This window comes from Desulfohalovibrio reitneri (genome assembly GCF_000711295.1).
Lineage (GTDB): Bacteria > Desulfobacterota > Desulfovibrionia > Desulfovibrionales > Desulfovibrionaceae > Desulfohalovibrio > Desulfohalovibrio reitneri.
In genome coordinates this window covers 1,197,065-1,220,759 of the sequence record NZ_JOMJ01000003.1, presented here as the reverse complement: position 1 = coordinate 1,220,759, position 23,695 = coordinate 1,197,065, and the positions used below count along the sequence as shown (strand labels likewise).

General features: G+C 66.8%; 27 protein-coding genes. 11 read left to right on the top strand and 16 right to left on the bottom strand.

What is annotated here, in order from left to right:
- Positions 1-3: 3 nt before the first annotated feature.
- Genes plsX through N911_RS0106410 form a run of 3 tightly spaced genes read right to left on the bottom strand, consistent with a single transcriptional unit; the run spans position 4 to position 1,849 of the window.
- Entirely contained in the window at positions 4-1,080 is a 1,077-nt protein-coding gene (gene plsX / locus N911_RS0106420; RefSeq protein ID WP_051693983.1) for a phosphate acyltransferase PlsX, read from the bottom strand.
- 5 nt (positions 1,081-1,085) lie between these two features.
- Positions 1,086-1,268, bottom strand: a complete 183-nt coding sequence (rpmF, locus tag N911_RS0106415) for a 50S ribosomal protein L32 (RefSeq protein WP_029895463.1) — start codon at positions 1,266-1,268, stop codon at positions 1,086-1,088.
- A gap of 47 nt (positions 1,269-1,315) precedes the next feature.
- Positions 1,316-1,849 carry a DUF177 domain-containing protein gene (locus tag N911_RS0106410; RefSeq protein WP_029895462.1) on the bottom strand — a complete coding sequence of 178 codons (534 nt, stop codon included), beginning with the start codon at positions 1,847-1,849 and terminating at the stop codon, positions 1,316-1,318.
- 180 nt (positions 1,850-2,029) lie between these two features.
- Between N911_RS0106410 and rpmB the strand changes: the two genes are divergently transcribed.
- The gene (gene rpmB / locus N911_RS0106405) at positions 2,030-2,239 is read left to right on the top strand and encodes a 50S ribosomal protein L28 (RefSeq protein WP_029895460.1); all 210 of its coding nucleotides are present in this window, start codon (positions 2,030-2,032) and stop codon (positions 2,237-2,239) included.
- Positions 2,240-2,316: 77 nt separating this feature from the next.
- On the opposite strand, the gene gltX is transcribed toward rpmB, so the two are convergent.
- Both gltX and N911_RS0106395 read right to left on the bottom strand, forming a co-directional pair.
- Positions 2,317-3,720, bottom strand: a complete 1,404-nt coding sequence (gene gltX, locus N911_RS0106400; protein WP_029895459.1) for a glutamate--tRNA ligase — start codon at positions 3,718-3,720, stop codon at positions 2,317-2,319.
- A gap of 67 nt (positions 3,721-3,787) precedes the next feature.
- Positions 3,788-4,015 (bottom strand): NifU family protein, encoded by a 228-nt coding sequence (locus tag N911_RS0106395; RefSeq protein ID WP_029895458.1) that lies wholly within the window; start codon positions 4,013-4,015, stop codon positions 3,788-3,790.
- 316 nt (positions 4,016-4,331) lie between these two features.
- On the opposite strand from N911_RS0106395, the gene N911_RS17395 reads away from it, so the two are divergent.
- The 6 genes from N911_RS17395 (at position 4,332) to N911_RS0106360 (ending at position 10,887) form a co-directional block, all read left to right on the top strand.
- Positions 4,332-4,871 carry a periplasmic heavy metal sensor gene (locus N911_RS17395; RefSeq protein WP_051693980.1) on the top strand — a complete coding sequence of 180 codons (540 nt, stop codon included), beginning with the start codon at positions 4,332-4,334 and terminating at the stop codon, positions 4,869-4,871.
- A 255-nt stretch (positions 4,872-5,126) separates the two neighbouring features.
- Complete coding sequence (locus N911_RS0106385) at positions 5,127-5,450, top strand: hypothetical protein (RefSeq protein ID WP_029895455.1); 324 nt, start codon at positions 5,127-5,129, stop codon at positions 5,448-5,450.
- A gap of 308 nt (positions 5,451-5,758) precedes the next feature.
- Positions 5,759-6,379 (top strand): Spy/CpxP family protein refolding chaperone, encoded by a 621-nt coding sequence (locus tag N911_RS18600; protein ID WP_035104438.1) that lies wholly within the window; start codon positions 5,759-5,761, stop codon positions 6,377-6,379.
- A gap of 188 nt (positions 6,380-6,567) precedes the next feature.
- Positions 6,568-8,304, top strand: coding sequence for a two-component system sensor histidine kinase NtrB (locus N911_RS0106370; RefSeq protein WP_051693979.1), 1,737 nt, complete (start codon positions 6,568-6,570; stop codon positions 8,302-8,304).
- Entirely contained in the window at positions 8,301-9,668 is a 1,368-nt protein-coding gene (locus tag N911_RS0106365) for a sigma-54-dependent transcriptional regulator (RefSeq protein ID WP_029895451.1), read from the top strand. Before N911_RS0106370 ends, N911_RS0106365 begins: the two co-directional genes overlap by 4 nt.
- A 37-nt stretch (positions 9,669-9,705) precedes the next feature.
- Complete coding sequence (locus N911_RS0106360) at positions 9,706-10,887, top strand: aminotransferase-like domain-containing protein (RefSeq protein ID WP_029895449.1); 1,182 nt, start codon at positions 9,706-9,708, stop codon at positions 10,885-10,887.
- Here the strand turns inward: N911_RS0106360 and metW are convergent.
- Both metW and metX read right to left on the bottom strand, forming a co-directional pair.
- Positions 10,884-11,477 (bottom strand): methionine biosynthesis protein MetW, encoded by a 594-nt coding sequence (gene metW, locus N911_RS0106355; RefSeq protein WP_029895447.1) that lies wholly within the window; start codon positions 11,475-11,477, stop codon positions 10,884-10,886. The two genes, N911_RS0106360 and metW, sit on opposite strands and share 4 nt — an antisense overlap.
- Positions 11,477-12,643, bottom strand: coding sequence for a homoserine O-acetyltransferase MetX (gene metX / locus N911_RS0106350; RefSeq protein ID WP_029895445.1), 1,167 nt, complete (start codon positions 12,641-12,643; stop codon positions 11,477-11,479). The genes metW and metX overlap by 1 nt, the downstream gene beginning before the upstream one ends.
- Before the next feature lie 720 nt (positions 12,644-13,363).
- Here metX and N911_RS0106345 point away from each other — a divergent pair.
- Together N911_RS0106345 and N911_RS0106340 are read left to right on the top strand one after the other, a co-directional pair.
- On the top strand, positions 13,364-13,636 hold the full coding sequence (locus tag N911_RS0106345; RefSeq protein ID WP_029895442.1) for a transposase: 273 nt from the start codon (positions 13,364-13,366) through the stop codon (positions 13,634-13,636).
- Positions 13,633-14,409: an IS3 family transposase gene (locus tag N911_RS0106340; RefSeq protein ID WP_051693969.1), complete on the top strand. Its 777-nt coding sequence runs from the start codon at positions 13,633-13,635 to the stop codon at positions 14,407-14,409. The genes N911_RS0106345 and N911_RS0106340 overlap by 4 nt, the downstream gene beginning before the upstream one ends.
- A 358-nt stretch (positions 14,410-14,767) precedes the next feature.
- Here N911_RS0106340 and N911_RS18765 read toward each other — a convergent pair whose 3' ends face one another.
- From N911_RS18765 to N911_RS0106295, 9 genes are all read right to left on the bottom strand, one after another.
- Positions 14,768-15,979, bottom strand: a complete 1,212-nt coding sequence (locus N911_RS18765) for a methyltransferase domain-containing protein (protein WP_029895438.1) — start codon at positions 15,977-15,979, stop codon at positions 14,768-14,770.
- A gap of 89 nt (positions 15,980-16,068) precedes the next feature.
- Complete coding sequence (locus tag N911_RS0106330) at positions 16,069-16,428, bottom strand: ferredoxin-thioredoxin reductase catalytic domain-containing protein (RefSeq protein WP_029895436.1); 360 nt, start codon at positions 16,426-16,428, stop codon at positions 16,069-16,071.
- The gene (locus N911_RS0106325; protein ID WP_029895434.1) at positions 16,428-16,703 is read right to left on the bottom strand and encodes a glutaredoxin family protein; all 276 of its coding nucleotides are present in this window, start codon (positions 16,701-16,703) and stop codon (positions 16,428-16,430) included. Before N911_RS0106325 ends, N911_RS0106330 begins: the two co-directional genes overlap by 1 nt.
- A 129-nt stretch (positions 16,704-16,832) precedes the next feature.
- The gene (locus N911_RS0106320) at positions 16,833-17,714 is read right to left on the bottom strand and encodes an amino acid ABC transporter permease (RefSeq protein ID WP_029895432.1); all 882 of its coding nucleotides are present in this window, start codon (positions 17,712-17,714) and stop codon (positions 16,833-16,835) included.
- A 45-nt stretch (positions 17,715-17,759) separates the two neighbouring features.
- A complete protein-coding gene (locus N911_RS0106315; protein WP_029895427.1) occupies positions 17,760-18,587 on the bottom strand; it encodes a transporter substrate-binding domain-containing protein in 828 nt (275 codons plus the stop codon).
- Positions 18,588-18,619: 32 nt separating this feature from the next.
- Positions 18,620-19,345 carry an amino acid ABC transporter ATP-binding protein gene (locus N911_RS0106310; RefSeq protein ID WP_029895425.1) on the bottom strand — a complete coding sequence of 242 codons (726 nt, stop codon included), beginning with the start codon at positions 19,343-19,345 and terminating at the stop codon, positions 18,620-18,622.
- A gap of 68 nt (positions 19,346-19,413) precedes the next feature.
- Positions 19,414-20,214 carry an amino acid ABC transporter permease gene (locus N911_RS0106305; RefSeq protein WP_029895423.1) on the bottom strand — a complete coding sequence of 267 codons (801 nt, stop codon included), beginning with the start codon at positions 20,212-20,214 and terminating at the stop codon, positions 19,414-19,416.
- 260 nt (positions 20,215-20,474) lie between these two features.
- Positions 20,475-21,119, bottom strand: coding sequence for a dTMP kinase (gene tmk / locus N911_RS0106300; protein ID WP_029897651.1), 645 nt, complete (start codon positions 21,117-21,119; stop codon positions 20,475-20,477).
- On the bottom strand, positions 21,095-22,117 hold the full coding sequence (locus N911_RS0106295) for a 3'-5' exoribonuclease YhaM family protein (protein ID WP_029895421.1): 1,023 nt from the start codon (positions 22,115-22,117) through the stop codon (positions 21,095-21,097). The genes tmk and N911_RS0106295 overlap by 25 nt, the downstream gene beginning before the upstream one ends.
- Positions 22,118-22,309: 192 nt before the next feature.
- On the opposite strand from N911_RS0106295, the gene surE reads away from it, so the two are divergent.
- Together surE and N911_RS16665 are read left to right on the top strand one after the other, a co-directional pair.
- A complete protein-coding gene (gene surE / locus N911_RS0106290) occupies positions 22,310-23,074 on the top strand; it encodes a 5'/3'-nucleotidase SurE (RefSeq protein WP_029895419.1) in 765 nt (254 codons plus the stop codon).
- The gene (locus N911_RS16665) at positions 23,071-23,631 is read left to right on the top strand and encodes an OmpH family outer membrane protein (protein WP_029895417.1); all 561 of its coding nucleotides are present in this window, start codon (positions 23,071-23,073) and stop codon (positions 23,629-23,631) included. Before surE ends, N911_RS16665 begins: the two co-directional genes overlap by 4 nt.
- The last annotated feature ends 64 nt before the right edge of the window (positions 23,632-23,695 follow it).

The following is a 23,695-nucleotide window of genomic DNA, read 5'->3' as shown; positions in this document are numbered from 1 at the left end:
CCGTCAGGCGCAGTCGCCGGCCTGGCGGCGGGAGTAGCGGGTCAGGTCGCAGTTTTCCGAGAGCCGCTGGGCCATGAGGGCGGAGGTGTTGTTCCGCACGCTGGTGGCGGCCATGTCCACGGCGTTCTTCATGGCCTTCTCGTTGGAGGCCCCGTGGCAGACGATGACCGAGCCGGTCAGCCCCAGCATGGGCGCGCCGCCGTATTCGGCGTAGTCCACCAGCCGCTTGAAGCGCCGCAGCGCCCCGATGGAGAACATGGTCCCCACCTTGGCGAAGAAATCGGAGGTCAGCTCGCGCTTGAGCAGCCTGCCGAAGGAGGAGGCCAGCCCCTCGGAGAGCTTGAGGCAGACGTTGCCCACGAAGCCGTCGCAGACCACGATGTCCGTGCCGCCCCGGAAGATGGCCCGGCCCTCCACGTTGCCCACGAAGTCCAGGGTGGAGGAGCGGAGCATGTTGAAGGCCTCGCGCACCTGCACGTTGCCCTTGCCTTCCTCCTCGCCGATGGAGAGCAGCCCCACGCGGGGCCGCTCGTAGCCCAGCACGGTGTGGGCCAGGGCGTCGGAGAGCATGGCGAACTGGAAGAGGTGGTGCGCCTTGGCGTCCGGGTTGGCCCCCACGTCCGTGAGGATCATGGGGTTCTGCTCGGTGGGCATGATGGAGGCCAGGCAGGGCCGGTCCACGCCCTTGATGCGGCCGATGACGAACACGCCGCAGGCCATGGTGGCCCCGGTGTTGCCCGCGCTGACCACGCCGTCGGCCGCCCCGTCCTTGACCAGCCGGGAGGCCACGACGATGGAGGAGTCCTTCTTGCGGCGGACCACTTCGGAGGGCTTGTCGCCCATCTCGGCCACCTGGGAGGCGTTGACCACCTCGATGGCCAGCCCGGAGGTGTCCAGCTTCTCAAGCTCCGTCTCGATACGGCGCACGTCGCCCACCAGGACGAGGTTGAGGTCCTGTCCCCTGGCGGCTTCGACCGCGCCGGGCACGACGACCTGGGGGCCGAAATCGCCGCCCATGGCGTCCACTGCGATGCGGGGGGCGGCGCGGCCCTGAAGCGGCGCCTCGGCAGAGGGAGTCATGCCCGCTACTGTTCTTCCTCGCGCCGCAGCATCTGGCGGCCCTTGTAGGCGCCGCAGGCGGAGCAGACGCGGTGGGGGACGGCGGGCTCGCCGCACTGGCAGTAGACGACGGTGGGCTTGGCCGCGTGGTCGTGGGCGCGGCGCATGCCCTTGCGGGACTTGGAAGTCTTCTTCTTGGGGACAGCCATGATGTGCCTCGTTGGTTGGTCTTTGGTCTTCCCGCCCGGCGGGAGGCTCAGTCCTTGTCTATCTTCAGCCCGCGCAGGGGAGCCAGGCGCGGGTCGCCGGTCTCCGCCTCGCAGGCGCACTCGCCCTCGTTCAGATCGGCCCCGCAGGTGGGGCATATGCCCTTGCAGGAGGCCGCGCAGAGCACCTTCAACGGCAACTCGAGCAGCAGGAACTGCCACAACAGGGAGGCCACGTCGAGCATGGGCTCCCCGTCGCGGGTGACCACCACCCGCTCCTCCGGGCCCTCGCCGGTCTCCGGCTCGTGGCCGGGCTCCTCGAAGTGGTCGAAGGAGGCGGAAACCTCCGTGGCCACGCTCTCCGCGCAGCGGTCGCAGGACAGGAGCACAGCTCCCTCCAGGGACCCCTGGATGAAGTACCCCTTGCCGCTGGGCCGCACCAGAACCTCGGCCTCGGGCACGCGCTCAAGGCTGAAGGGAGCTCCGTGGCGGGACAGCAGATCGTCCCACATGGCGGGGTCGCTGGTCTGGAAGCGGCGCCCGTCCTGGGGCAGGTTGGTGAGCGACAGCAAATGCTCTGACATAGGGGTCCTCCGGCGCGGAAAAGGGAACGTAGAGGCAGGTCCGACCCTTGTCAAGAAAAAAGGGGTTGCCATTTTTTTCCAAAGTGGCTAAAGAGCGATGTTCCCCGAGCCGACACGCCGGGGACGAGTACGACCATACCACGCCCGGCGCGGCCGGGCGAATCGTTTTAGGAGGCGACCATGGGCAAGGAATGTTCCATCTGCGGCAAGAAGCGCCAAGTCGGCAACAACGTCAGCCACTCCAACATCAAGACCAAGCGCACCTTCGGGGCCAACCTGCAGCGCATGCGCGTGCAGCTCCCCAACGGCGAGGTCTCCCGCGAGATGGTCTGCACCACCTGCCTGCGTTCCGGGAGGGTGGTCAAGCCCGCCGCCCGCAGCGCCGAGTAGTCCAGGCGCACGGACCGCAATGAAAAAGGCCCGGCTGTTCTCCAACAGCCGGGCCTTTTCTCGTTGGGCAGCCGGGGCTATTCCCCGGCCATGCCCAGGGCCCGGTCCAGGCGGGACAGGCTGCGCTCGCGGCCAAGCACGGCCAGGGTCTCGTGCAGGCCGGGGCTCTTGGTGCGGCCGGTCACGGCTACCCGCATGGGCTGGGCGATGTCCTTGAACTTCAGCTCGTTGCGCTCCACGTAGCCCTTCAGGGCCGTCTCCAGCGTCTCCTCCTCGAAATCGGGCAGCCCGGCCAGCATCCCGCGCAGGTCGCGCAGGCGGCCCACGGCGTCGCCCTTGAGGAACTTGTTCACCGCCTTTTCGTCGTAGGGCAGGTCCTCGGTGGAATAGAGGAAGAAGTCCGCCCCCTCCACCATCTCCACCAGGGTCTTGGCCCGGGGCTGGTAGTGGGGGACGATGCGGCGCAGGTACTCCTCGTCCGAGGCGTCCAGCCCCTTCTTCTCGAACAGCGGGCGCACCAGCCGGGCGAGCTCGGCCGGGTCCTTCTCCTTGATGTAGTGGGCGTTGAGCCAGTTGAGCTTCTCCACGTCGAACACCGCCGCGGACGCGCCGAGGTTGTCCGTGGTGAACAGCTCCACAAGCTCGTCCAGGGAGAATATCTCCTGGTCCTTGTAGCTCCAGCCCAGGCGGACCAGGTAGTTGACCATGGCCTCGGCCAGGTAGCCCATGTGGCGGTATTCCAGCACGGACAGCGCGCCGTGGCGCTTGGAGAGCTTCTTCTTGTCCGGGCCCAGGATCATGGGCACGTGGCCGAAGCGCGGCTGGGGCACGCCCAGGGCCTGATAGATGAGGATCTGCCTCGGCGTGTTGGAGACGTGGTCCTCGCCGCGCAGCACGTGGGTCACGCCCATGTCCATGTCGTCCACCACCACGGCCAGGTTGTAGGTGGGCGAGCCGTCGCCCCGGCGCAGGATGAGGTCGTCCATCTCCGCGTTGGGCGTGGCGATGTGCCCCTTGACCAGGTCCTCGTACACGGTCTGGCCGTCCAGGGGGGCCTTGAGGCGGACCACCCGCCCAGGGGCGGCGGTCATGCCGCGCTCGCGGCAGCGCAGGTCGTACTTGGGCTTGCGGCCCTCGGCCCGGGCCTTTTCGCGCATGGCCTCCACCTCTTCCGGGGTGCACTCGCACCAGTAGGCCTGGCCGGACTCCAGCAGCTGCTCGACGACCTCGTTGTGGCGGTCGGTGCGCTGGCTCTGGAAGACGGTTTCGCGGTCCGGCTCCAGACCCAGCCAGGCCATGCCGTCCAGGATGGCCTGGGTGGCCTCGGCGGTGGAGCGCTCGCGGTCGGTGTCCTCCACGCGCAGCAGGAACTCGCCGCCGTGGTGGCGGGCCAGCAGATAGGAAAACAGCGCGGTGCGCGCCCCGCCCACGTGCAGGAATCCGGTGGGGCTGGGCGCGAAGCGGGTGACGATCTGGCTCATGGGTATCCTTTGGAGAGCAAAAAAAAGCGGGCCGGAAGGCCCGCCGCGTTCGAAAGCGGACCGCGCCCTACATGGGCACGGATTCGACTGCCTTCACCTCGGGCACGGCCTTGAGGATGATCTTCTCGATGCCGTTTTTGAGGGTGATCTGGGACATGGGGCACCCCTGGCAGGCGCCCTTGAGGCGCACCTTGACCACGTTGTCGTCTGTGATCTCAACCAGTTCGACGTCGCCGCCGTCGGCCCGCAGGCTGGGACGGACGGTTTCCAGTGCGGCTTCGACCTTCTCGCGCATGCCACGCTCCTTGGTTGCGGTTGGTGGTCAGGTAGCCCCTCCCCCCGGGCTTGTCAATCAAGCGGGCGGGAGTGGACGGGCCATCATACCCTCCACGCGCGCCGAGGCAAGCCCCGGCGGGACGCGCGCCCTTCGCCGTGCACATTTGTGCACCCGTTTGCACATGCTGGTGCAGCGCTTCGCACAACCCGGGCGGATGCGGCGGGTGCGCATTGGGTAAGTATTCGTTATGACTATTTTTTCATTTTTGGCACGGCTTCTGCCTCTCTCCTGGGCAATGGCGACGACGCGTTGCACATCAAGCAAGGAGAGAGACATGACCAAGCGTACATCCATTTTCATCACGGCGATTCTGGCCCTGGGCCTGCTGGCCGCCGTCCCGGCCATGGCCCGCAACCACGGCGGACCCGGCCACGGTTCCGGCTACGGACACGGCGGCCCGGGCTACGGCCACGCCCAGGGCTATGGCTGCGGAGGTCCCGGCTCCATGCGCGGCGGCCCCGGATACGGCGGCCCCGCCCTGACCACGGAGCAACAGAAGACTTTTGACCAGATCATTGACAAGCACCAGGAGAAGCTCTTCCAGCTGCGCCAGGACATCTGGGCCAAGCGCACCCAGCTCGACGCCCTGACCCGCTCCGGCCAGGCCGACCCGGGGAAGGTCGAGCAGCTGACCACTGAAATCTCCGATCTGCGCGGACAACTCTTCCAGGAGCGCCAAGCCATGCGGCGGGAACTGAACCAGAAGCTGGGCGATGTGGCCGCCAACAACAGCTATGGTCGTGGCTACCACCGTGGCCCCCATCACGGCATGATGGGGCACGGCATGGGCTACGGTCCCTGCATGACCTGGTAGGAGCTCCTGTCCACATACCCTCCATCCTCCTCATCCTTGAACCCCAAACCGGAGAGCCCGGCGGCCCAGGCCGCCGGGCTCTTCACGTTGGGGGGGGGTGCACCCGGATGCACAAGGCGTGCGGAGAATTGCACATCGCGTGCACATCACAGAAAATGCCCTCCTGTCTAAATACTTGAAATTATTAGGCTGTCGTCTTGGCACGCTCTCTGCTTTATGTATACTGAAACGCAAGGAAAGAAAGGAGAGAAAACAATGCAAGGCAAGACCATGCTTCTTCTGGCCGCAGCCCTCGTCATCGCCCTGGCGGCCATCCCCGCCCTGGCGCAGAACGGCGTCGGCTTCGGACAAAACAACGGCTACAACCAGGAACAAGCCTACAACGGCCGGAATACCGGGCAGTACAACCAGCGGTACCAGGGCAACGCGGCCATGAACGGCCAGCGCGGCCACTACCGGGGCCACATGAACCGGTATGACCAGGCCGGGAACTGGAACCATGGCCAGGGCATGCGCCAGGGCCGCGCCACGGGCTACGGCCACCGCCGAGGCGGAGGCTGCCCCGGCTGGAACTACTAGGCTACAGTCCGAACCTCCGGTTTCGGGGGGAAGTACAGGCGGCCCGGCGGAATATCCGCCGGGCCTTTTTTTGCCACCAGCAATGCGTACAATCCAGACCCTCGCATCCGCACCCTCCATCTGATAGAAATGGGGAGAGTCCGTATTGTCGGCGAAGCTGTGCGGGATGTTGCACAAGTCTGCGCGTCGATGGATGCGGAAAGTGCGGCAACTTTCCAATAATACAGGGGAAAGACGCCTTGGCACGTCGTCTGCTTATTTTTTTGTTGCAGCGGACGGCGAAACCATTTTCCCTTGAGGAGGACGACATGACCCGCAAGACGATGTTGTTGACCACCCTGGCGCTGGCCCTCGGTCTGCTGGCGGCCGTACCCGCCCAGGCGCAACGCTGGGGCGGAGGCGGCTACTACGGCGAGTGCCCGGGCTATTCCTACCAGGGGCAGCGGAACCTCAGCGACGAGCAGCGGCAACAGGCGCGGGAGATCATGGACAAACACCAGGACAGGATTTTCGCCACCCGCCAGGAATTGTGGGCCAAACGCACGCAGTTGGACCACCTCATGGCTTCCGGCCAGGGCGACCAGGCCAAGGTGGAGCAGCTGACCAAGGACATCGTGGAGCTGCAGACCCAACTGCGCCAGCAGCGCCGGGCCATGCGCGACGAATTGCGGAACGCCCTGGGGGATGCGGTCTACCTGGAGGGTTGTCCCGGCTGGAACGACGGATACGGCCGTGGCCGCATGGGGCCAGGGATGATGCGTGACGGCCGGGGCCGCCACATGGGGCCCGGGATGATGCACGACGGCCAGGGCCGCCACATGAGGCCGGGCATGATGCATGACGGCTACAACGGCCGCAGGGGCATGATGTACGATGAGTACAACGGCTACGACTCCCGGGGCCGCCAGGGCCGCATGAACGACTACTAGGCGGAAAGTATGCCGCGATGCGGGGCCCGGCGGACGGCCGCCGGGCCCCGCGCCTTGTCAGGCCCACGGCGGAACTGTATGGCGATGAGGCGGCCCGATTCTTTGCGCAGAGACAAAGCAATATGATCCATTTTTCCGTCTTTTCCACACATGTCCGCCTTCCCGGCAGGTTCCGGGCGGAGGCCTAGATGGAGTTCCGCCTCGACCGTGGCGGCCTGCCCACGTGGCTCGCCTGGGCGGCCATCGCCGCTGCCTGTCTGGCCGTGACCGCCGTGACCTGGGACGGAGTGCGGCGGCAGCGCCATCTCATGGAGGAACACCTGGAACTGGCCTCCGAAGTGGTGGCCAGAGGGGTGCGCGGGGGCCTGACCCGCCGTTTCATGGGACCAGGCATGATGGGGCACATGGGCCACATGGGGCGGAACCACATGCGGGAAGGGCGGGAGCGCCGCCCGCCGCCGGACGGGACCGAGGCGGCGGATCCCGATATCCTGGCCACTGCCGGCGCCTTCTTCCGCGAGGTGGCGGGCGAGTCGGACGTACGCTTCATGGCCCTGCTGGGGCGTGACGGACGGCAACTCGCCGTCCTGCGCGGAGAGGGGAGCGAGGCCGTGGACCTGCCGCCGGGAGCGGCGCGGGCCCTGGACGTCAGGGAACGCTGGTCCGGGTTCCTGCCTGGACAGGAAGTATACATGACCATCATACCAGGAGGGCGCGTCCTGTCCAACGTCTGCTCCATGGATCCCGGCATGGGCTGCGAGCCGGGCGGCCGGGAGCCGATCCACCTGGCCGTGGGGCTCGGGGCCGGGGAATTCATGGAGGGCTACCGGGGTGCGCGGCGCACCGCCTGGCTGACCACCGGTTTCACCGCCGGAGCGGGCGGACTGTTGATTTTCATGGGCGCGGCCTACGCCCGGCGGCGCGAGGCGGGGCGGCGGCTGGCCGCCCTGGAGCGCGTGCACCACGGCCTGCTGGACGCCATGCCCGACGGCCTGCTGCGGGTGGACGCTTCCGGCGACGTGACCGCGGCCAACGCGGCCGCCCGCGACATGCTGGGCGGCGAGGCCGTGGGGCGGCCACTGGCCGAGGTCATGCCCGGCGTGTCCCTCTGCCGGGGGGCCTCCCATATGGAGCTTTCCGGCCGCAGGCTGGAGGTCATCCGCAAAGAATTGCCCGGCGAGGGCGGTTGCCTGATGCTTTTGCGAGACCGCACCGAGGTGGGACGGCTGGAGGCGGAATTGGCCCGTTCCGAGCGGCTGGCGGCCGTGGGACGGCTGGCGGCCGGCGTGGCCCACGAGGTGCGCAATCCCCTGTCCTCGTTGCGCGGCTTCGCCCAGTTCTTCCGCAAGAAGTTCGCCGGGCGCGCGCCGGAAGAGGAGTACGCCGAGACCATGGTGCGCGAGGCGGACAGGCTGAACAAGGTCATCTCCGACCTGCTTTTCATGGCCCGGCCCGCGCCCAGAGACCTTGCGCCGGTGGACCTGGCCGAGGCCGCCTCGGAGATCGAGCGATTGCTGATCTTCGATCTTGAGGAAAAGGGCGTGGAACTGGAGACGGATTTTCAGGCCCCCGAGGCGCGGGCCGATCCGGGCTCGCTGCGGCAGGCCCTGCTCAACCTGGTCATGAACGCCCTGACGGCCGTGGACGAGGGCGGCCGCATCCGCATCGGCTCCCGCGAGGTGGACGGCGGAGTGGAGGTCTCGGTGGCGGACAACGGCCGGGGCATGGACGCCGAGACCCTGGAGCGCGCCCGCGAGCCCTTCTACACCACCCGGGCCGAGGGAACGGGGCTGGGGCTGGCCATCGTCTCCGCCGTGGCCGAAGGGGTGGGCGGCAGGCTGGACATCGACAGCAAGCCCGGGGAGGGAACCACCATGCGGCTGTTTTTCCCGAATGAACCGGAAACCGGCGGAGAGGCGGCATGACCGGACGCGTGCTCATTGTGGACGACGAGAAGCCCCAGCGCATGATGCTGCGGGCCGTGCTGGAGGACGCCGGCTGGGAGGTGGCCGAGGCCGACGGCGGCAAAGCCGCCCTGGAAAAGGTGGCCGAGGTGGAGCCTGAGGCGGTGCTGCTGGACATGCGCATGCCGGACATGGAGGGCTCCGAGGTGCTGGAGCGGCTGTTGGCCGACCGTCCCGGCCTGCCGGTCATCATGCTCACGGCCTACGGCACGGTGGGCTCCGCGGTGGAGGCCATGAAGCGCGGGGCCTTCGATTACCTCTCCAAGCCAGCGGACAACGACGAGCTCGTGGCCGTGCTGGACAAGGCGCGGGAGTGGGGCAGGCTGCACCGGGAGAACCGGGAACTGAAGCAGCGCCTCACCGCCGGACCGGACATGGTGGGGCAGTCCGCGCCCATGCGGCGTTTGGCCGAACTCATCGAGCAGGTGGGCCCCAGCGAGGCCACGGTGCTCATCCAGGGCGAGTCCGGCACGGGCAAGGAGTTAGTGGCCGAACGGCTGCACACCGCCAGCCAGCGGGCGGACGGCCCGCTCATCAAGGTCAACTGCGCCGCCCTGCCGCACGAGCTGCTGGAGAGTGAACTGTTCGGCTACGAGAAGGGGGCCTTCACCGGCGCGAACAAGGCCAAGCCGGGGCGCTTTCAGTTGGCCCACGGCGGCACCATTTTTCTGGACGAGGTGGGCGAGCTGGACACGGGGTTGCAGGCCAAGCTGCTGCGCGTCCTCCAGGAGCGCACCGTCGAGCCGCTGGGCTCCACCCGGCAGGTGAAGGTGGACGTGCGCATCATCGCGGCCACCAACCGCGACCTGGAGGCCGAGGCGCAAAAGGGAAATTTCCGCGAGGACCTGTACTACCGGCTGGCCGTGCTGGTTGTCCGCATCCCCCCGCTGCGCGAGCGCATGGAGGACCTGCCCCTGCTGGCGGCGCACCTGCTGCGCAAGCTGGGGGAGAAGAACCGCAAGGACGTGCGCGACGTCTCCCCCGCCTTTCTGGAGGCGTTGCGCGGCCACGACTGGCCCGGCAACGTGCGCGAGCTGGAGAACGTGCTGGAGCGCGCCCTGGTTCTGGCCCGTGCCGACAGCCTGACCCCGGACCTGCTGCCCCCGCAGCTCCGCGCCGGAGGCGGAGATGCGGCCGCGGGGGGTGAATCCGCCGCCGAGGGGGCCCAGGAGGAGGGCATCTCCCTGGACCAGGCCGAGAAGTCCGCCCTGGAGGACGCCTTGCGCCGCCATGGCGGCCACCGCCAGAAAACGGCCGATGCCCTGGGCATCTCCCGCCGCACCTTGCAGTACAAGCTCAAGAAGTACGGCCTGACCAGCCGCTAGGCTTGCCATGGCCGCCGGGCGGGTGCAGGATGCCGCGATGCCTTCCACGACACCCCTTCGCACCGCCAGGCGCCTGGACGCGGTCAAGCGTTCCTACATCCGCGAAATCCTCAAGGTCACGGCCGATCCGGAGATCATCTCCTTCGCCGGCGGCCTGCCCAGCCCGGACCATTTCCCGGTCCAGGCCATGGACCGCGCCGCCCGGGCCGTATTCGCCGAGGAAGGGGCGCAGGCCCTGCAATACGCCGTCACCGAGGGCTTCCCGCCCCTGCGCCGGGCCATCGCCGCCCGCTACCGCACGCGGTTCGGCTGGGAGGTGAACCCGGAGAACGTGCTCGTCACCACCGGCTCCCAGCAGGCGCTGGACCTGCTGGGCAAGGTCATGCTGGACGAGGGCGACGGCCTGCTGCTGGAGCGGCCCGGCTACCTGGGGGCCATCCAGTCCTTCTCCATGTTCGCGCCGCGCTTCGCCACCGTGGGCCTGGGCGACACCGGGCCGGACACGGCCGAAATGGCCGGCAGGCTGGCCGAGCGTCCCAAACTTTTCTACTGCGTGCCCAATTTCCAGAACCCTTCGGGCGCAACCTACTCCGCCGAAGCCAGGCAAGCCGTGCGCGACCTGCTGGCCGGCTCCGACACCCTGCTGGTGGAGGACGATCCCTACGGCGAGCTGCGCTTTCTGGGCGAGGACCTGCCGCCCGTCGCCCAGGGGGTGGAAAACGCCGTGCTGTGCGGCTCCTTCTCCAAGATTCTGGCCCCCGGACTGCGCCTGGGCTGGGTCGTCGCCCCGGACGACCTGTACGCCAAGCTGGTCACGGCCAAGCAGGCCGCGGACCTGCACACCCCCTCCCTCACCCAGCGCATCGCCTCCCGCTTTCTGGCGGAAGAGGACCTGGACGCCCACGTGGAGACCCTGCGCGGAGTCTATGGCCACCGCCGCCAAGTCATGGTGGAGGCCATTGGCCGGGAGTTCCCCGAGGCCTTGGAGTACACCGAGCCCGAGGGGGGCATGTTCCTGTGGTGCCGCCTGCCGGACGGGCTGCGCAGCGAAGACGTCTTTCACGAGGCCATCCGCGAGAAGGTTGCCTTCGTGCCCGGCAGCCCCTTCTACCTGGACGGATCGGACGGGGCCTTCCGCCTCAACTTCTCCAACGCCGCGCCCGAGCGCATCGAGGAAGGCATCGCCCGTCTCGGGGCCTGCCTGCGCAAGGTGGTCTAGTCCCCCAGCATGTAGATGCCGTGGGTGGCACGCAGGTTGGGCCAGAAGCGCACCGTGCGCCCCTCGGCCGGGTCCAGGGAGATGACCGCTTCCTCCCGCTGGATGGCGAAGCCCTGCACGCGGCAGAAACGGCGGAAATCCGCCAGGGTGATGACGCGGATGTTGGGCGTGTCGTACCACTCGTAGGGCAGGTTGCGGGAAACCGGGGCGCGGCCGCGCATCAGCAGGTGCATCCGGTTGCCCAGGCGGGCGAAGTTGGGAAAACTGACGATGCCCCGGCGGCCCACCCGCAGCATGCGCCGGATAAGCCCCGCCGGGTCGGCCACCTGCATGAGCGTCTGCGAGAGGATGACGTAGTCGAACTGGCCGTCCGGGTAGTCCCCTATCTCCTCCACCAGGTCGCCGTGCACCACCGCCAGCCCCCGGCCGATTCCCTTGCCCACCTTCTCCTCGTCGTGCTCTATGCCGGTGCCGCGCACCCCCTTGTCCTTGACCAGGTGCTCCAGCAACGAGCCGGTGCCGCAGCCAAGGTCCAGCACGCGCGCGCCTTCCTCCACCCAGGAGGCGATGACCTTCAGGTCGAAACGCATCAGCCCCGCCCCTCCTTCGTGCTCTCAAGGAAAGAGGCGATCAGGTGGGCCAGCCGGTGGTTGGGCAGCAAAAAGGCGTCGTGGCCGCAGTCGGCCGCGATCTCCATGAAGCTCACCTCCAGCCCGTTCTTCTTCATGGCCTTGACCAGGTCGCGCGACTGCGCCGTGGGGTACAGCCAGTCCGAGGTGAAGGACACCACCAGGAACCGGGCCATGGCCCGCTCGAAGGCCGCCACCAGCGAGCCGTTGCCCCAGGCCTGGCTGATGGAGAAATAGTCCGCCGCCTTGGTCAGGTACAGAAACGAGTTGGCGTCGAACCGGGCCGTGAACTTCCGCCCCTGGTACCGCAGGTACGACTCCACCTGGAAGTCCGCCTCCAGGTTGTACGAGGGCGCGCAGCGGTCCTGCAGCCTCCGCCCGAACTTGCGCCGCATGGCCTCGTCGGAAAGATAGGTGATGTGGCCGATCATGCGCGCCACCGCCAGGCCGAAGTCCGGCATGGGGCCGCCGTGGTAGTCCCCGCCGTTCCAGTTGGGGTCGGCCAGAATCGCCTGCCGCGCCGTCTCGTTGAAGGCGATGGCCAGGGCCGAATGCTCCGCCGTGGTGGCCAGGCAGCACGCCCCGCGCACCATCTCCGGATACCGCAGGCTCAACTCCAGCACCTGCATGCCGCCCACCGAGCCGCCCACCACCGCCAGCAGCCGCTCCACGCCCAAATGCTCCACCAGCCGCTTCTGCGCCCGCACTTGGTCGCCGATGGTCACCACCGGAAAATCCAGTCCCCAGAATTCGTCCGAACCCGGCTTCTGCGAGGCTGGGCCGGTGGAGCCCATGCAGCCGCCCAGCACGTTGGAACAAATGACGAAATATCTGTCCGTGTCCACCGGCTTGCCCGGCCCCACGTAAATGTCCCACCAGCCCGGCTTGGCGTCCGTCTCGTGATGGTACCCGGCCGCGTGCGCGTCGCCCGTCAGCGCATGGCACAGCAGCACCGCGTTGTCCCCCGCGGGCGACAACTCCCCGTACGTCTCGTACGCCACCGTCACCGGCGACAACTCCCGGCCGCACTCCAACCAAAACGGCTCGGCCTCGCCAAAGGTGTAGAACCGCGTCTCCACCCGGCCCACCGAACCGCCCCAGGAATCAGCTTCCGTATACTCGCTCATGACCCGGATCTTGTAACGCGGAAGAGGGCGAGGGACCAGGGGGAAGGGAAGAAGGAATGAGAGGAAGGAAGATTTCGCCCTGCGGGCGACCAGGGCCTGCTCGGCCCTGGACCCGAGGCAAAGTAACTTTGCATATGTGACGCGGGATTACGGAAGGTGGTGCGCTGGTGGGATACACTCCGGCGAATGTGCGAGTGGGGCTCGGGGCTGAGGGTATTTTCACGTTGGTCGTGAAGTATCAGACGCGCTGGACGCGAAATTGGGCTGATGTCCCCCGCCAGCCGCGTTCTTCGCACCACGCCCCCGAGCGAAGCGAGCGGTAAAGAGTTTTGAAGGATGAGAGGGGGTATGGGGGATATTTCGCCCTGCGGGCGACCAGGGCCTGCTCGGCCCTGGACCCGAGGCAAAGTAACTTTGCATATGTGACGCGGGATTACGGAAGGTGGTGCGCTGGTGGGGAGCACTCCGGCGAATGTGCGAGTGGGGCTCGGGGCTGAGGGTATTTTCACGCTGGTCGTGAAGTATCAGACGCGCTGGACGCGAAATTGGGCTGATGTCCCCCGCCAGCCGCGTTCTTCGCACCACGCCCCCGAGCGAAGCGAGCGGTAAAGAGTTTTGAAGGATGAGAGGGGTATGGGGGATATTTTATCCTGCCCCCAGTTTGAAACAGCCTTGATTTAAGTGGAAGTCCGTGGCTTCTCAACAGGCAGGAGGTTTGCCATGAAGCGACGGAAGTGGACCCCGGAGCAGAAGACTCGGGTCGTCCTCGAAGGCCTTCGAGGACGACCCGTGGGCGAAGTGTGCGCCGAGTACGCCATCTCGCAGAACCAGTACTACAAGTGGCGCGATCAATTCCTTGCCCAGGCGCACAAAGCGTTCGAGACCGAGCACGGCGCACAGCGTACGGCCAAGCTTGAGCGCGAGAACATGAAGCTCAAAAGCCTGATCGGTGAGTTGACCATTGAGCTAAAAAAAAGCGGGCCGTTCGGATGAAGCGTGGACCATATGCAAAGGTCGCCGAGCGCAACGCCGACCTCCTGGCCCGCATTCGCGGCATCAAGGCCGACCATCCGTTCTGGGGATACCGTCGGGTCTGGGCGTTTCTGCGCTTCGTGGACGGCGTAGTCGTCGGCAAAAATCGCGTCTACCGGCTCATGAGCGAGCATGACCTCACGGTGAAGCCCAACCTGCGACTCAAGGCCAAACGCAGGCCGACCGGCGTCAAGCCCCGGCCCACGCGACCCAACGAGTGGTGGGGTATCGACATGACCAAAATCAAGATTGACGGCTACGGCTGGCTGTACGTGGTCATTGTGCTTGATTGGCGCACCAAGAAGGTCGTCGGCCATTACGCCGGCGACCAGGCCAAGGCGTGGCATTGGCTCTCGGCGCTCAACGCGGCTGTCGGCAGGCAGTTCCCCGAAGGCGTGCGCGACGGCGGTCTTCATCTCATGGCCGACAACGGCTGCCAGCCGACCTCGGCGAGCTTCATGAAGGCTTGCCGCGTCATGGACATCAAACTCGCCTTCACCAGCTACAACAACCCAAAAGGCAATGCCGACACCGAGCGCTTCATGCGCACCATGAAGGAAGAGCTGGTCTGGATTAATGAATGGCGTAGCCCGACGGCCTTTTGCCAAGCCTTGGGCTCCTGGATCGAAGAATACAACCAAGGCTACCTGCACTCGGCGCTGGGGTATAAAACCCCGGTGACAACCGAGCAGGAACTGATCAACTCGCGGACTCTCTTAAAAAAGGCTTGCTAAACCGGGGGCAGTACAATTTCGCCCTGCGGGCGACCAGGGCCTGCTCGGCCCTGGACCCGAGGCAAAGTAACTTTGCATATGTGACGCGGGATTACGGAAGGTGGTGCGCTGGTGGGGAGCACTCCGGCGAATGTGCGAGTGGGGCTCGGGGCTGAGGGTATTTTCACGTTGGTCGTGAAGTATCAGACGCGCTGGACGCGAAATTGGGCTGATGTCCCCCGCCAGCCGCGTTCTTCGCACCACGCCCCCGAGCGAAGCGAGCGGTAAAGAGTTTTGAAGGATGAGAGGGGGTATGGGGGAGAGAAGGAAACTTTTCCAAAAGTTTCCTTCTCTCCCCCATATTTTCTTCTTCCCTTCCCTACACCGCCTCGCCCTGCACCGCGAAGACGGGGTCGGCGGTGAAGATCTGGCCGTAGTGGGGGTCGTCGGCGGGGCGCCACCAGTTGCGGTGGGAGGTGCCGTGGAGGTTGGTGAAGCCCCCCGCGCGGAGGAAGAGTTCGAGGACGAAGCCTTGGCGTTCGAAGGGGTGGAGGTCCGGCCAGACCAGGGTGGTTTTGGGCGGGAACCAGCGGTCGGAGAAGGTGAGGATGAAGGGCGCGCCGGGCTTGAGCACGCGTCGGACCTCGCGGAACACGGCCAGGGGGTCGCGCAGGTATTCCACCGAGAGGTGGCAGAAGCAGGCGTCGAAGCTGTTGTCCGCGAAGGGCGGGGAAGGATCCCGGTTGAGGTCGTGGACCGTGTGGCTGTCCAGATGGGGGTTGGCGGCCATTTCCTCGGTGTTGAGGCCCAGGCCGGTGACCCGCAGGCCGTGGCCGTCGGGCAGGTGGGACTGCACCGAGGCCATGAGGTCCAGGACCTCCATGCCCGGGGCGAGGGAGCGCATGGTGATGTCGCGGATGTGCTCGGAGGCTTGGGAGTCCACGTGGCCGGTGAGCTTGGGCGAGGCGTAGAATTCGGCGTCCGGGGTCTCCTCGGCGCGCGGCAGGGGGTAGTCGCCGCCCCAGAAGTCGGTGGGTCGCCCATGGAAGCGGGCCTGCATGCCGGGGCCGAAGTTGAGCACGTCCTCCAGCCACATGGCGCAGGCTCCGCCGGTGTCGCCGGTCTTTTCCCGGCAGTTGATGACGTGCACCTCGCCCCGCGCGGCGAAGCGGGCGAAAGGGTGGTTGCGGTCGCAGGTCAGGCCCTGGTCGTCCTTGTCCAGCAGGCGGAAGGGCGTGGCGGTCTGGGGGTGGACGCTTGGTAGCCGCAGCACCCCCTGCGGGTAGAAGCGTCCCGGCCGCAGGGGGATCTCCCGCCCGGCCACGGCGCGGGGCAGGTAGTCGCGCCAGGGCAGGCGGTCCACGCGCTGTTCCGAGTAGGCGGGGACGGCCTCGCCCGCTTCCAGGGAGAACGGCACGGAGTCGCCCGGTCCCTTGCCCACCAGCTCCTCTTCCACGCCGGGCGGGAAGCAGTCGCGCCAGAGGTTGGCCTTGCGGGCCAGGTAGCGTTCCTCGAAGGAGGCCTCGGGGCTTTGCCAGAAAAGCCGCACTTCCAGCACGGCCAGGGAGTCGGGGGTGATGGCTTTGGACATGCGCCAAGAGTAGCACGCGGCGCGGAGCAAAAAAAGCGGCCCCGGCGGAAAACCGGGGCCGCGCGGCGTCGATGGTGTGCGCGGGTTGGTTAGTCGCCGCCCAGGTTGGCCTCGAGGGCCTCCATGACCTTTTCCGGCGGCCTGCGCTCGGGCACGGTCTTCTTGTCCATGCGCTCCTGGTTGTAGTCGTCGGAGACGTACAGGGCGCAGAAGCAGGCGCCGTATTCCTCCACGTCCGGGCCGCGGTAGGTGCAGGGGCAGATGATGTCGCGGTCCTTTTCGTACTCGCCGGTGGCCAGGCGGCAGGGACAGGCCATGTAGCCGTGTCGCTCCTTGTTCACCAGCAGCGACTCCAGCAGGGGCATGGTGTAGGTCATGTCCTTGTTGAACTGGTAGCCCTGTTTCTCCTGCAGCGGCTTTAGCTTTTCGTAGAGCTGCTTGGCGTCCATTACTTCTCCGGAGTGTAGCCGCAGTTCTCCAGGGCCGACTCCAGCTCCTCGGAATTGAAGCCGACCACAACGGTTTCCCCGTCGTCAAAGACGATGGTGGGGAAGGAGAGAGCCTTGTTGTGCTTCTTGATCTCGTCGATGCACTGCTGGCGCTCGTCACCGGAGAGCCTGTCCACGTAGGTCAGGTCGTAGTTCACGTCGCGTTCGTCGAGAAATTCCTTGGCCTTCTTGCAGTGGATGCAGGTGGAGAGACCCCAGAACTTGATGGGAGGCATGGTACCGTCCTTTGCATTTTGCGATTCAAGCCGCCATCGTAGTGGAGAGGGCGCGGATGTCAACACCCGGACCGCTTTTCCGCCGCATGGCACTCGGAAAAGCGGAGGGGAATGGCGTACGCACCCGGCCTAGAAGCCCCAGCGGGCCAGATAGGCCTCCAGCCTGCGGGAAAGCAGCGACAGCGTCAGGCACAGCGCCAGGTACATGCCCAGCACGGTCAGCCATATCTCGAAAGTCTGGTAGGTGGTGGCCATGATCTCCATGCCCTGGAAGGTCAGCTCGCCGATGGAGATGACCGAGACGATGGCCGAGTCCTTGATGGTGGAGATGAACTGCCCCGCCAGCGGCGGCACGATGCGGCGGAAGGCCTGCGGCAGCACCACCCGCCGCATGCGTTGCCAGGGGGAGAGCCCCAGGGCGTAGGCCGCCTCCCACTGGCCGCGTTCGATGGACTGCACCCCGGAGCGGACGATCTCTGCGATGTAGGCCCCCTCGTACAGCCCCAGGGTGAGCACGGCCGAGGCGAAGGCAGCCAGGCGCCCCGGTTCGGCCGCCAGCCAGGCCGTGGTCTGCCGCATGGAATCGGGCAGGGCGCGGGCCGCCTCCTGCACGCCCAGGGCGGTCATGACCTGGTCGCCCACGAAGAAGTAGAAGATGAAGATGAGCACCAAGGGCGGGGTGTTGCGCACGAACTCCACGTACACCCGCGCCAGCAGGCGCAGCCCCAGCCGCCCGCGCGCCCGGGCCAGCCCGGCGATGGTGCCCACGGGCAGGGCCAGGAGCATGGACCACAGGGCCAGCTTGATTGTGGTGAAGAGCCCTTCCAGCAGCAGGTTGGGGGCCACGCCGTCCGGGGTGGTCTTGACCAGGTAGCGGCTCACCACGGACCAGTCCCAGTCGTAGTCCAGGTTCGCCCCCGCGCGCAGGACGAGCCAAGCCGCCCCGGCCGCGAGCAGCAGGCCGAGGAGGAGATCGAGACGGGTGAATGTGGCGGGTTTGCCGGGCAGCATGGGAAAATGGCGGGGCCCCGGCGGACCGGGGCCCCGGATGGTTGGCTACTTGAGCTGGCCTTCCCAGTCGCGGGATTCGAACCAGTACTTGAACCGCTCCATGAACCAGCCCTCGGCGGCCACGGCGCGGATCCAGGAGTTGAGGTAGTTCAGGGTGTCCGGGTCGCCCTTGCGCACGGCCATGGCGTTGGGCTCCTTGGTGAAGGTGCCGGAGAAGGGCAGGAAGAGCTTCTCCGGGTGCTTGGCCGCCTCGAAGCCCGGCTTGGGCGCGGTGGAGACGAAGGCGTGGGCGTTGCCGTTGAGCAGCTCCTGCACGGCCTGGGGCTCCTGGTCGAAGAGCAGCAGGTCGGCCTGGGGCATGTGCTTGCGGGCCGCCTTGGCCGCGGTGGTGCCGGTGCGGGCCGCGATGACCACCCCGGACTTGTTGAAGTCCGCCAGCTCGTCAAAGCCCTCGGCCTTTTCCTTGGAAGCCACGATGGCCATGCCGGTGTAGTTGTAGGGGATGGAGAAGTTGACCTTCTTGGCCCGGTCCGCCCGGATGGACATGCCGCCGATAATGACGTCGAACTTGCCTGTGAGCAGGGCGGGGATGATGCCGGCCCACTGGGTGGAAACCAGTTCCAGCTCCACGCCCATGTCCTCGGCCAGCCGCTTGGCCACGTCGATCTCGAAGCCGATGAACTCGCCCTGGGCGTCCTTCATGGCCCAGGGCTCGAAGGTGGACATGCCCACGCGCAGCACGCCGCGCTCCAACACCTTCTCGATGGTGGACTGGCTGGTCAGCTCCTGCCGCACGTCGGCCGAGGCGGGCAGGGCCACGGCCAGGGTGAGGATCAACGCCGCCATCAGGGCGGCGATACGTTTGCACTTCATGTTCGCTCCGCTGTTTTCCGGCTCGCGCCGGGTTACAGGATTTGCGCCAGAAAGGCCTTGGTTCGTTCGCTTTTGGGCTGCAGGAAGAAGTCCTCGACCCCCGCCTTTTCCACCACGCGCCCCTCGTCCATGAAAATCACGCGGTCGCCCACCTCGCGGGCGAAGCCCATCTCGTGGCTGACCACGATCATGGTCATGCCCTCGCGGGCCAGATCGCGCATGACGTCCAGCACCTCGCCGATCATCTCCGGATCCAAAGCGCTGGTGGCCTCGTCGAAGAGCATGACCTTGGGCCGCATGGCCAGGGCGCGGGCGATGGCCACCCGCTGCTGCTGCCCGCCGGAGAGGTGGGCGGGGTAGCTGTCCGGCTTGTCCTTAAGCCCCACCTGCTCCAGAAGCTCCCGCGCCTCGGCCTCCACCTCCCTGGAGGGGCGGCCGCGCACCAGGCGCGGGGCCAGGCAGACGTTTTCCAGCACGGTCATATGCGGGAAGAGGTTGAAGGACTGGAAAACCATGCCCACCTCGGTGCGGATGAGGTCGCGGTTTTTGCGCGAACCGTCCAGGGGCGCGCCGTCCACCACGATCTCGCCGGAGTCGCGGTCCTCGATGCCGTTTAAGCACCGCAGCAGGGTGGACTTGCCCGAGCCGGAGGGGCCGACGACGACCACCACCTCGCGCTGGCGCACGTCCAGGTTGACGTGGTCCAGGGCGGTGGTGCCGCCGGGAAAGGTTTTCACCAAGTCGCGCACCCGCACGATGACGTCCCCCAACGGGGGCTTTTCCGGGCGGACGGGCGCCCGGTCCTCGGTCTGGAATGCCATGAGGCTCACGTCTCCACCTTGAAACGGTGTTCCAGGGCTCCCGACAGGGCCGAGAGGCTTAAGGTGACAAGAAGGTACAAGGCCGCCACGGTGAACCAGATCTCGAAGGTGAGGAAGGTGTCGGCCACGATGACCTGCCCGCGCAGGGTCAGCTCGAAAATGGAGATGGTGGACAGCAGGGCCGAATCCTTGACCAGGGCCACGGCCTGGGAGGTGAGCGGTGGAATTACCCGCCGCAGGGCCTGCGGCAGGATGATCCTGCGGTAGGTGTGGCGAACGGACAGCCCCAGGGAGTGGGCCGCCTCCCACTGGCCCCGAGCCACGGAGGTGATGCCCGCGCGGATGATCTCCGAGGCGTAGGCACCCTCGAACAGGGACAGGGCAAGCACCCCGGCCCAGAAGCGGGGGATGTCCAGCATGGGGCCGAGGACGAAATAGATGAAGAATATCTGGATGAGCAGCGGGGTGTTGCGGATAAGTTCGAGATAGCCCCGGGCCACGGCCCGGCCGATGAGCGACGGGGAGAGGCGCAGCACGGCCGCGGCCAGACCGAAGAAAAAAGAGAGCAGCAAGGCCACCCCGGCGATGCGCAGGGTCTCGGCCAGGGCGGCCAGCAGGGGGCCGGGGGAGAGGCCGTCCTCGAGATCCAGAAGGTAGGGCGGCACCTGGTGCCACTGCCAGTTGTAGCCCAGCCGCTCGGACCCCATGGCCATGAGCCAGACCACTCCGGCCAGGACCAGCAGGGCGAACAGCAAATCGGGCAGGGCGCGCGCGAGGCGCGAAAGAGACAGGCGTGCGTCGGACATTCGTAGTGCCTGGCGCTACCTGTGTGCCGGCCCGGAGGGCTCGGTGCAATTGGTCAACTGGATGAGGAAGCCATTGCAGTGCACGAAACAGCCGATGCGGCGCATGGAGGGTACTCCGTGTTCGGTTGGTGGCTGCGGCCGGGAGAACGGCCGGGTCCTGACGCACGCTTTTTAGGCGTCTAGTATATGGCAGATGCGGCGGCGGCTGTCCAGGACGGTTGGAAGCCGCCTGGACGTGGTGGAGAGGGGGAAGGGACGGTCTAGCTCTGGCGTATGGCCAGGGCACGGTCCAGGGCGTCGCGCACCTGGGCGAATACCTCGTCGGGCGAGCCGGAGGCGTCCACCACCGCGAAGCGGTCGGCATTGAGGGCGGCCCAGGTCAGGTAGCCCTCGCGCACGCGCTGGTGGAAGTCCATGGCCTCGGCCTCGAAGCGGCCTTCCTTGTTCTGCTTGCCCTCGCGGATGTTGCGGTCGAAGGCGCGCTTGAGGCCCGTTTCCGGCTCGATGTCCAGCAGAATGGTCAGGTCGGGCCACAGCCCGTCCACCGCGGTGTCGTTGAGGCGGTGCAGCAGGTTGGGGTCCAGCCCCCGGCCGTAGCCCTGGTAGACCACGGTGGAGTCGGCGTAGCGATCGGAGATGACGGCCGCGCCGCGCATAAGGGCGGGGCGGATGAAGGTCTCCACGTGCTGGGCGCGGTCGGCCAGGTAGAGGAAAAGCTCGGCCCGGCCGGTCAGGTCGCGGCTCTCCATGGACAGCAGGATGCGCCGCAGTTCGCGGCCCAGGCGGGAGCCGCCCGGCTCCAGGGTGGTCTCCACCTCCAGGCCGTTTTCCCGCAGGTGCTCCACGGCGCGGGCTATCTGGGTGGTCTTGCCGGTTCCCTCTATCCCTTCAAAGGTAACAAACACTGCGGCGGCTCCTTGTCGTCCTTGGGGCGGTCCTTGCGGGGGGTGCGGGCGGGTTTGTAGAGAAAGCGGTCCAGGGCCCGCACAAAGGGCGAGAAGTCGCCGGGTTCGGCCTCGGGCTCGAAGGCCTGGGCCACGGTGTTCATCTTGGCGTCGATCTGGTCGGCGTAGTGGAGCAGCATGGCCTCGGAAGTCTTGGGCCGCTTGGGCGAGCCGAACTCGTACTCGCCGTGGTGGGAGAGGATCATGTGCTTGAAGTGCAGCACCAGCTCCTCGTCCAGCGACTTGCAGCGGCGGAAGAAGGGCTCCAGGATCTCCAGGCAGAGGTTGATGTGCCCCAGCAGGCGGCCCTCGGCGGTGTAGCCGGAGGCGGGGCCGGAGGTCAGCTCCCAGGCCTTGCCCAGGTCGTGGAAGGCGGCGGCGGCCAAAAGCGCCTCCTTGTCCACCTCCGGGTACAGGGCGGCCAGGCTGGCGCAGATGCGGCAGACGGCCAGGGTGTGCTCCAGCAGGCCGCCGGAGTAGGCGTGGTGGATGGCCTTGGCTCCGGGCGCGGCCAGCATCCTGGCGCGCACCTCCTCGTCGTTCAACACTTTAAAGACGAAGGTTTTCCACGGTTTGTGGGTCAGGTGCTCGCGCAGCAGGTCCTCGAGTCGCTCCATGAGCTCCACGGGCGGCACTTCGGAGACCGGAACAAGCCCTTGCAGCAGGTCGTGGTCCGGCTCGTCGAGAACCTCCATCTCGCGGATGTTGAGCTGGTTCTTCTCCCGAAAGACCTCCACCTGGCCGGAGGCGCGCACCACCTGTCCGGAGGCCAGCCCCTCGAAGCGCTGGGACAGCGGTGACCATATCTTGGCCTCCACCCTCCCGGAGGCGTCGGACAGCAGCAGGTTCCAGAAGGGACCGTTGCGCGATTGGCCCAGCCTGGCCTCGGAGATGAGGAACAGGTCCGAGACGTGGCTTCCCGGGGTGAAGTCCCTGATGTAGGCGGATTTCTGGGGCATGGTCCTTGCAGATTATGGCCGGGATGACTACAAGGGGTGCCTTGGGCTTTCCCCGGTCCGGCTTGAAGGCAAGGTGTGCCCCCAAAGATGCCGGATTGTCAATGTGAGCCCCGGCAAACGCGAAACGCCATCGGCCCCGAAGCGGGGCCGATTTGTTCCGGGCGGGCGGTTCCCCCCCCGGAGAGGAGAACGATGCGGATACTCTTGACCAACGACGACGGCATCCAGGCGGTTGGCCTGCGCGCCGTGTACAAGGCCATGAAGGAGGCGGGGCACGAGGTGGTCTGCGTGGCGCCCATCTCCGAGATGAGCGCCGTGGGGCACGCCGTGACCCTGTCCCAGCCCCTGCGGGTGAAGAACTTCAAGGAGAACGGCTTCCGGGGCTTCGGCGTTTCCGGAACTCCGGCGGACTGCGTCAAGCTGGGGCTGTCCTCCCTCATGGAGGGCAAGCCGGACCTGGTGGTCTCCGGCATCAACGCCGGGGGCAACTGCGGGGTGGACATCCTCTACTCCGGCACGGTCTCCGCTGCCACGGAGGGCGCGCTCATGCGGTTGCCCTCCATGGCCGTCTCCTTCGACGGCTTCAACCCCGAGGACCTTTCCGGACAGGCCCGTTATCTGGCGGATTTCGTGGCCTCCATGTCCTGGGAGGGACTGCGCGAACGCTGCGTCCTGAACATGAATTTCCCCGACCTGCCCATCGAGCAGGTCAAGGGACTGAAGGTCTGCCGCCACACCCGGGCCCCCTACCGCGACTGGTACGACCAGCGCCAGGACCCGCGCGGCAGGCCCTACTACTGGCTGGACGGGGTCATCCCGCCCGAACAGCTGAGCGAGGACACCGACCGCGCCCTGCTCACCGAAGGCTGGATCACCCTGACCCCCCTCAGGTTCGATTTCACCGACTATGAGGTGATGGACCTGCTTTTGAAAAGTTGCCAAACGGAGGCGAAATGAGAAACACGTACAAACTTCCGATGCTGCTGCTGGCCGCCCTTTTGTTGGGTCTTTTCCTCACCGGGTGCAACCAGGGCGGACAGTCCGGGGCCAAGGACGCGGCCCCCGCCATCGGCGTGGTGGACGCCAAGAAGGTGATGGAGGACAGCGCCGTGGCCAAGGAGGGCATGGCCGGGCTCAAGGAGATGAGCGAAAACCTCTCCGGCGAGCTGCAGTCCATGCAGGCCGACATGGGCGAGAACGCCACCCAGGAGCAGCGCAAGGCCATGCAGCAGGCCGTGGGACAGGCCCGCGACGAGCTGTCCCAGGCCCAGCAGCGCCTCAACCAGCAGATCGGCCAGGCCTTCGAGAAGGTCGTGGAGCGGATTCGCCAGGAGAAGGGCCTGACCGCCGTCCTGGTCAAGGACCAGGTCATGGCCTACGCCCCCTCGGCCGACGTCACCCCAGACGTCATCAAGGCCATGGACGAGATGGACGTGGACGTCACTCTCAAGGCGCCCGAGGGCGAGGGCGAGGGCCAGCAGCCCGAACCCAAGATGCCCGGCTCCGAGCAGTAGCCCGGACAGGGCCAACGAGACGTAAAAAAGGGCGCTCCCCCGTCGGGGGAGCGCCCTTTTTTAC

Excerpts from the sequence above, each read along its gene's own strand:
- rpmF (WP_029895463.1), bottom strand. The coding sequence starts at position 1,268 with ATGGCTGTCCCCAAGAAGAAGACTTCCAAGTCCCGCAAGGGCATGCGC.
- N911_RS0106370 (WP_051693979.1), top strand. The coding sequence starts at position 6,568 with ATGGAGTTCCGCCTCGACCGTGGCGGCCTGCCCACGTGGCTCGCCTGG.
- N911_RS0106410 (WP_029895462.1), bottom strand. The coding sequence starts at position 1,849 with ATGTCAGAGCATTTGCTGTCGCTCACCAACCTGCCCCAGGACGGGCGC.
- N911_RS0106305 (WP_029895423.1), bottom strand. The coding sequence starts at position 20,214 with ATGTCCGACGCACGCCTGTCTCTTTCGCGCCTCGCGCGCGCCCTGCCC.
- N911_RS0106315 (WP_029895427.1), bottom strand. The coding sequence starts at position 18,587 with ATGAAGTGCAAACGTATCGCCGCCCTGATGGCGGCGTTGATCCTCACC.
- rpmB (WP_029895460.1), top strand. The coding sequence starts at position 2,030 with ATGGGCAAGGAATGTTCCATCTGCGGCAAGAAGCGCCAAGTCGGCAAC.
- N911_RS16665 (WP_029895417.1), top strand. The coding sequence starts at position 23,071 with ATGAGAAACACGTACAAACTTCCGATGCTGCTGCTGGCCGCCCTTTTG.
- N911_RS18765 (WP_029895438.1), bottom strand. The coding sequence starts at position 15,979 with ATGTCCAAAGCCATCACCCCCGACTCCCTGGCCGTGCTGGAAGTGCGG.
- N911_RS0106325 (WP_029895434.1), bottom strand. The coding sequence starts at position 16,703 with ATGCCTCCCATCAAGTTCTGGGGTCTCTCCACCTGCATCCACTGCAAG.
- gltX (WP_029895459.1), bottom strand. The coding sequence starts at position 3,720 with ATGAGCCAGATCGTCACCCGCTTCGCGCCCAGCCCCACCGGATTCCTG.
- N911_RS17395 (WP_051693980.1), top strand. The coding sequence starts at position 4,332 with ATGACCAAGCGTACATCCATTTTCATCACGGCGATTCTGGCCCTGGGC.
- N911_RS0106345 (WP_029895442.1), top strand. The coding sequence starts at position 13,364 with ATGAAGCGACGGAAGTGGACCCCGGAGCAGAAGACTCGGGTCGTCCTC.
- metX (WP_029895445.1), bottom strand. The coding sequence starts at position 12,643 with ATGAGCGAGTATACGGAAGCTGATTCCTGGGGCGGTTCGGTGGGCCGG.
- N911_RS0106395 (WP_029895458.1), bottom strand. The coding sequence starts at position 4,015 with ATGCGCGAGAAGGTCGAAGCCGCACTGGAAACCGTCCGTCCCAGCCTG.
- N911_RS0106385 (WP_029895455.1), top strand. The coding sequence starts at position 5,127 with ATGCAAGGCAAGACCATGCTTCTTCTGGCCGCAGCCCTCGTCATCGCC.
- N911_RS18600 (WP_035104438.1), top strand. The coding sequence starts at position 5,759 with ATGACCCGCAAGACGATGTTGTTGACCACCCTGGCGCTGGCCCTCGGT.
- N911_RS0106320 (WP_029895432.1), bottom strand. The coding sequence starts at position 17,714 with ATGCTGCCCGGCAAACCCGCCACATTCACCCGTCTCGATCTCCTCCTC.
- N911_RS0106330 (WP_029895436.1), bottom strand. The coding sequence starts at position 16,428 with ATGGACGCCAAGCAGCTCTACGAAAAGCTAAAGCCGCTGCAGGAGAAA.
- metW (WP_029895447.1), bottom strand. The coding sequence starts at position 11,477 with ATGCGTTTCGACCTGAAGGTCATCGCCTCCTGGGTGGAGGAAGGCGCG.
- plsX (WP_051693983.1), bottom strand. The coding sequence starts at position 1,080 with ATGACTCCCTCTGCCGAGGCGCCGCTTCAGGGCCGCGCCGCCCCCCGC.
- N911_RS0106295 (WP_029895421.1), bottom strand. The coding sequence starts at position 22,117 with ATGCCCCAGAAATCCGCCTACATCAGGGACTTCACCCCGGGAAGCCAC.
- surE (WP_029895419.1), top strand. The coding sequence starts at position 22,310 with ATGCGGATACTCTTGACCAACGACGACGGCATCCAGGCGGTTGGCCTG.
- N911_RS0106365 (WP_029895451.1), top strand. The coding sequence starts at position 8,301 with ATGACCGGACGCGTGCTCATTGTGGACGACGAGAAGCCCCAGCGCATG.
- N911_RS0106360 (WP_029895449.1), top strand. The coding sequence starts at position 9,706 with ATGCCTTCCACGACACCCCTTCGCACCGCCAGGCGCCTGGACGCGGTC.
- N911_RS0106340 (WP_051693969.1), top strand. The coding sequence starts at position 13,633 with ATGAAGCGTGGACCATATGCAAAGGTCGCCGAGCGCAACGCCGACCTC.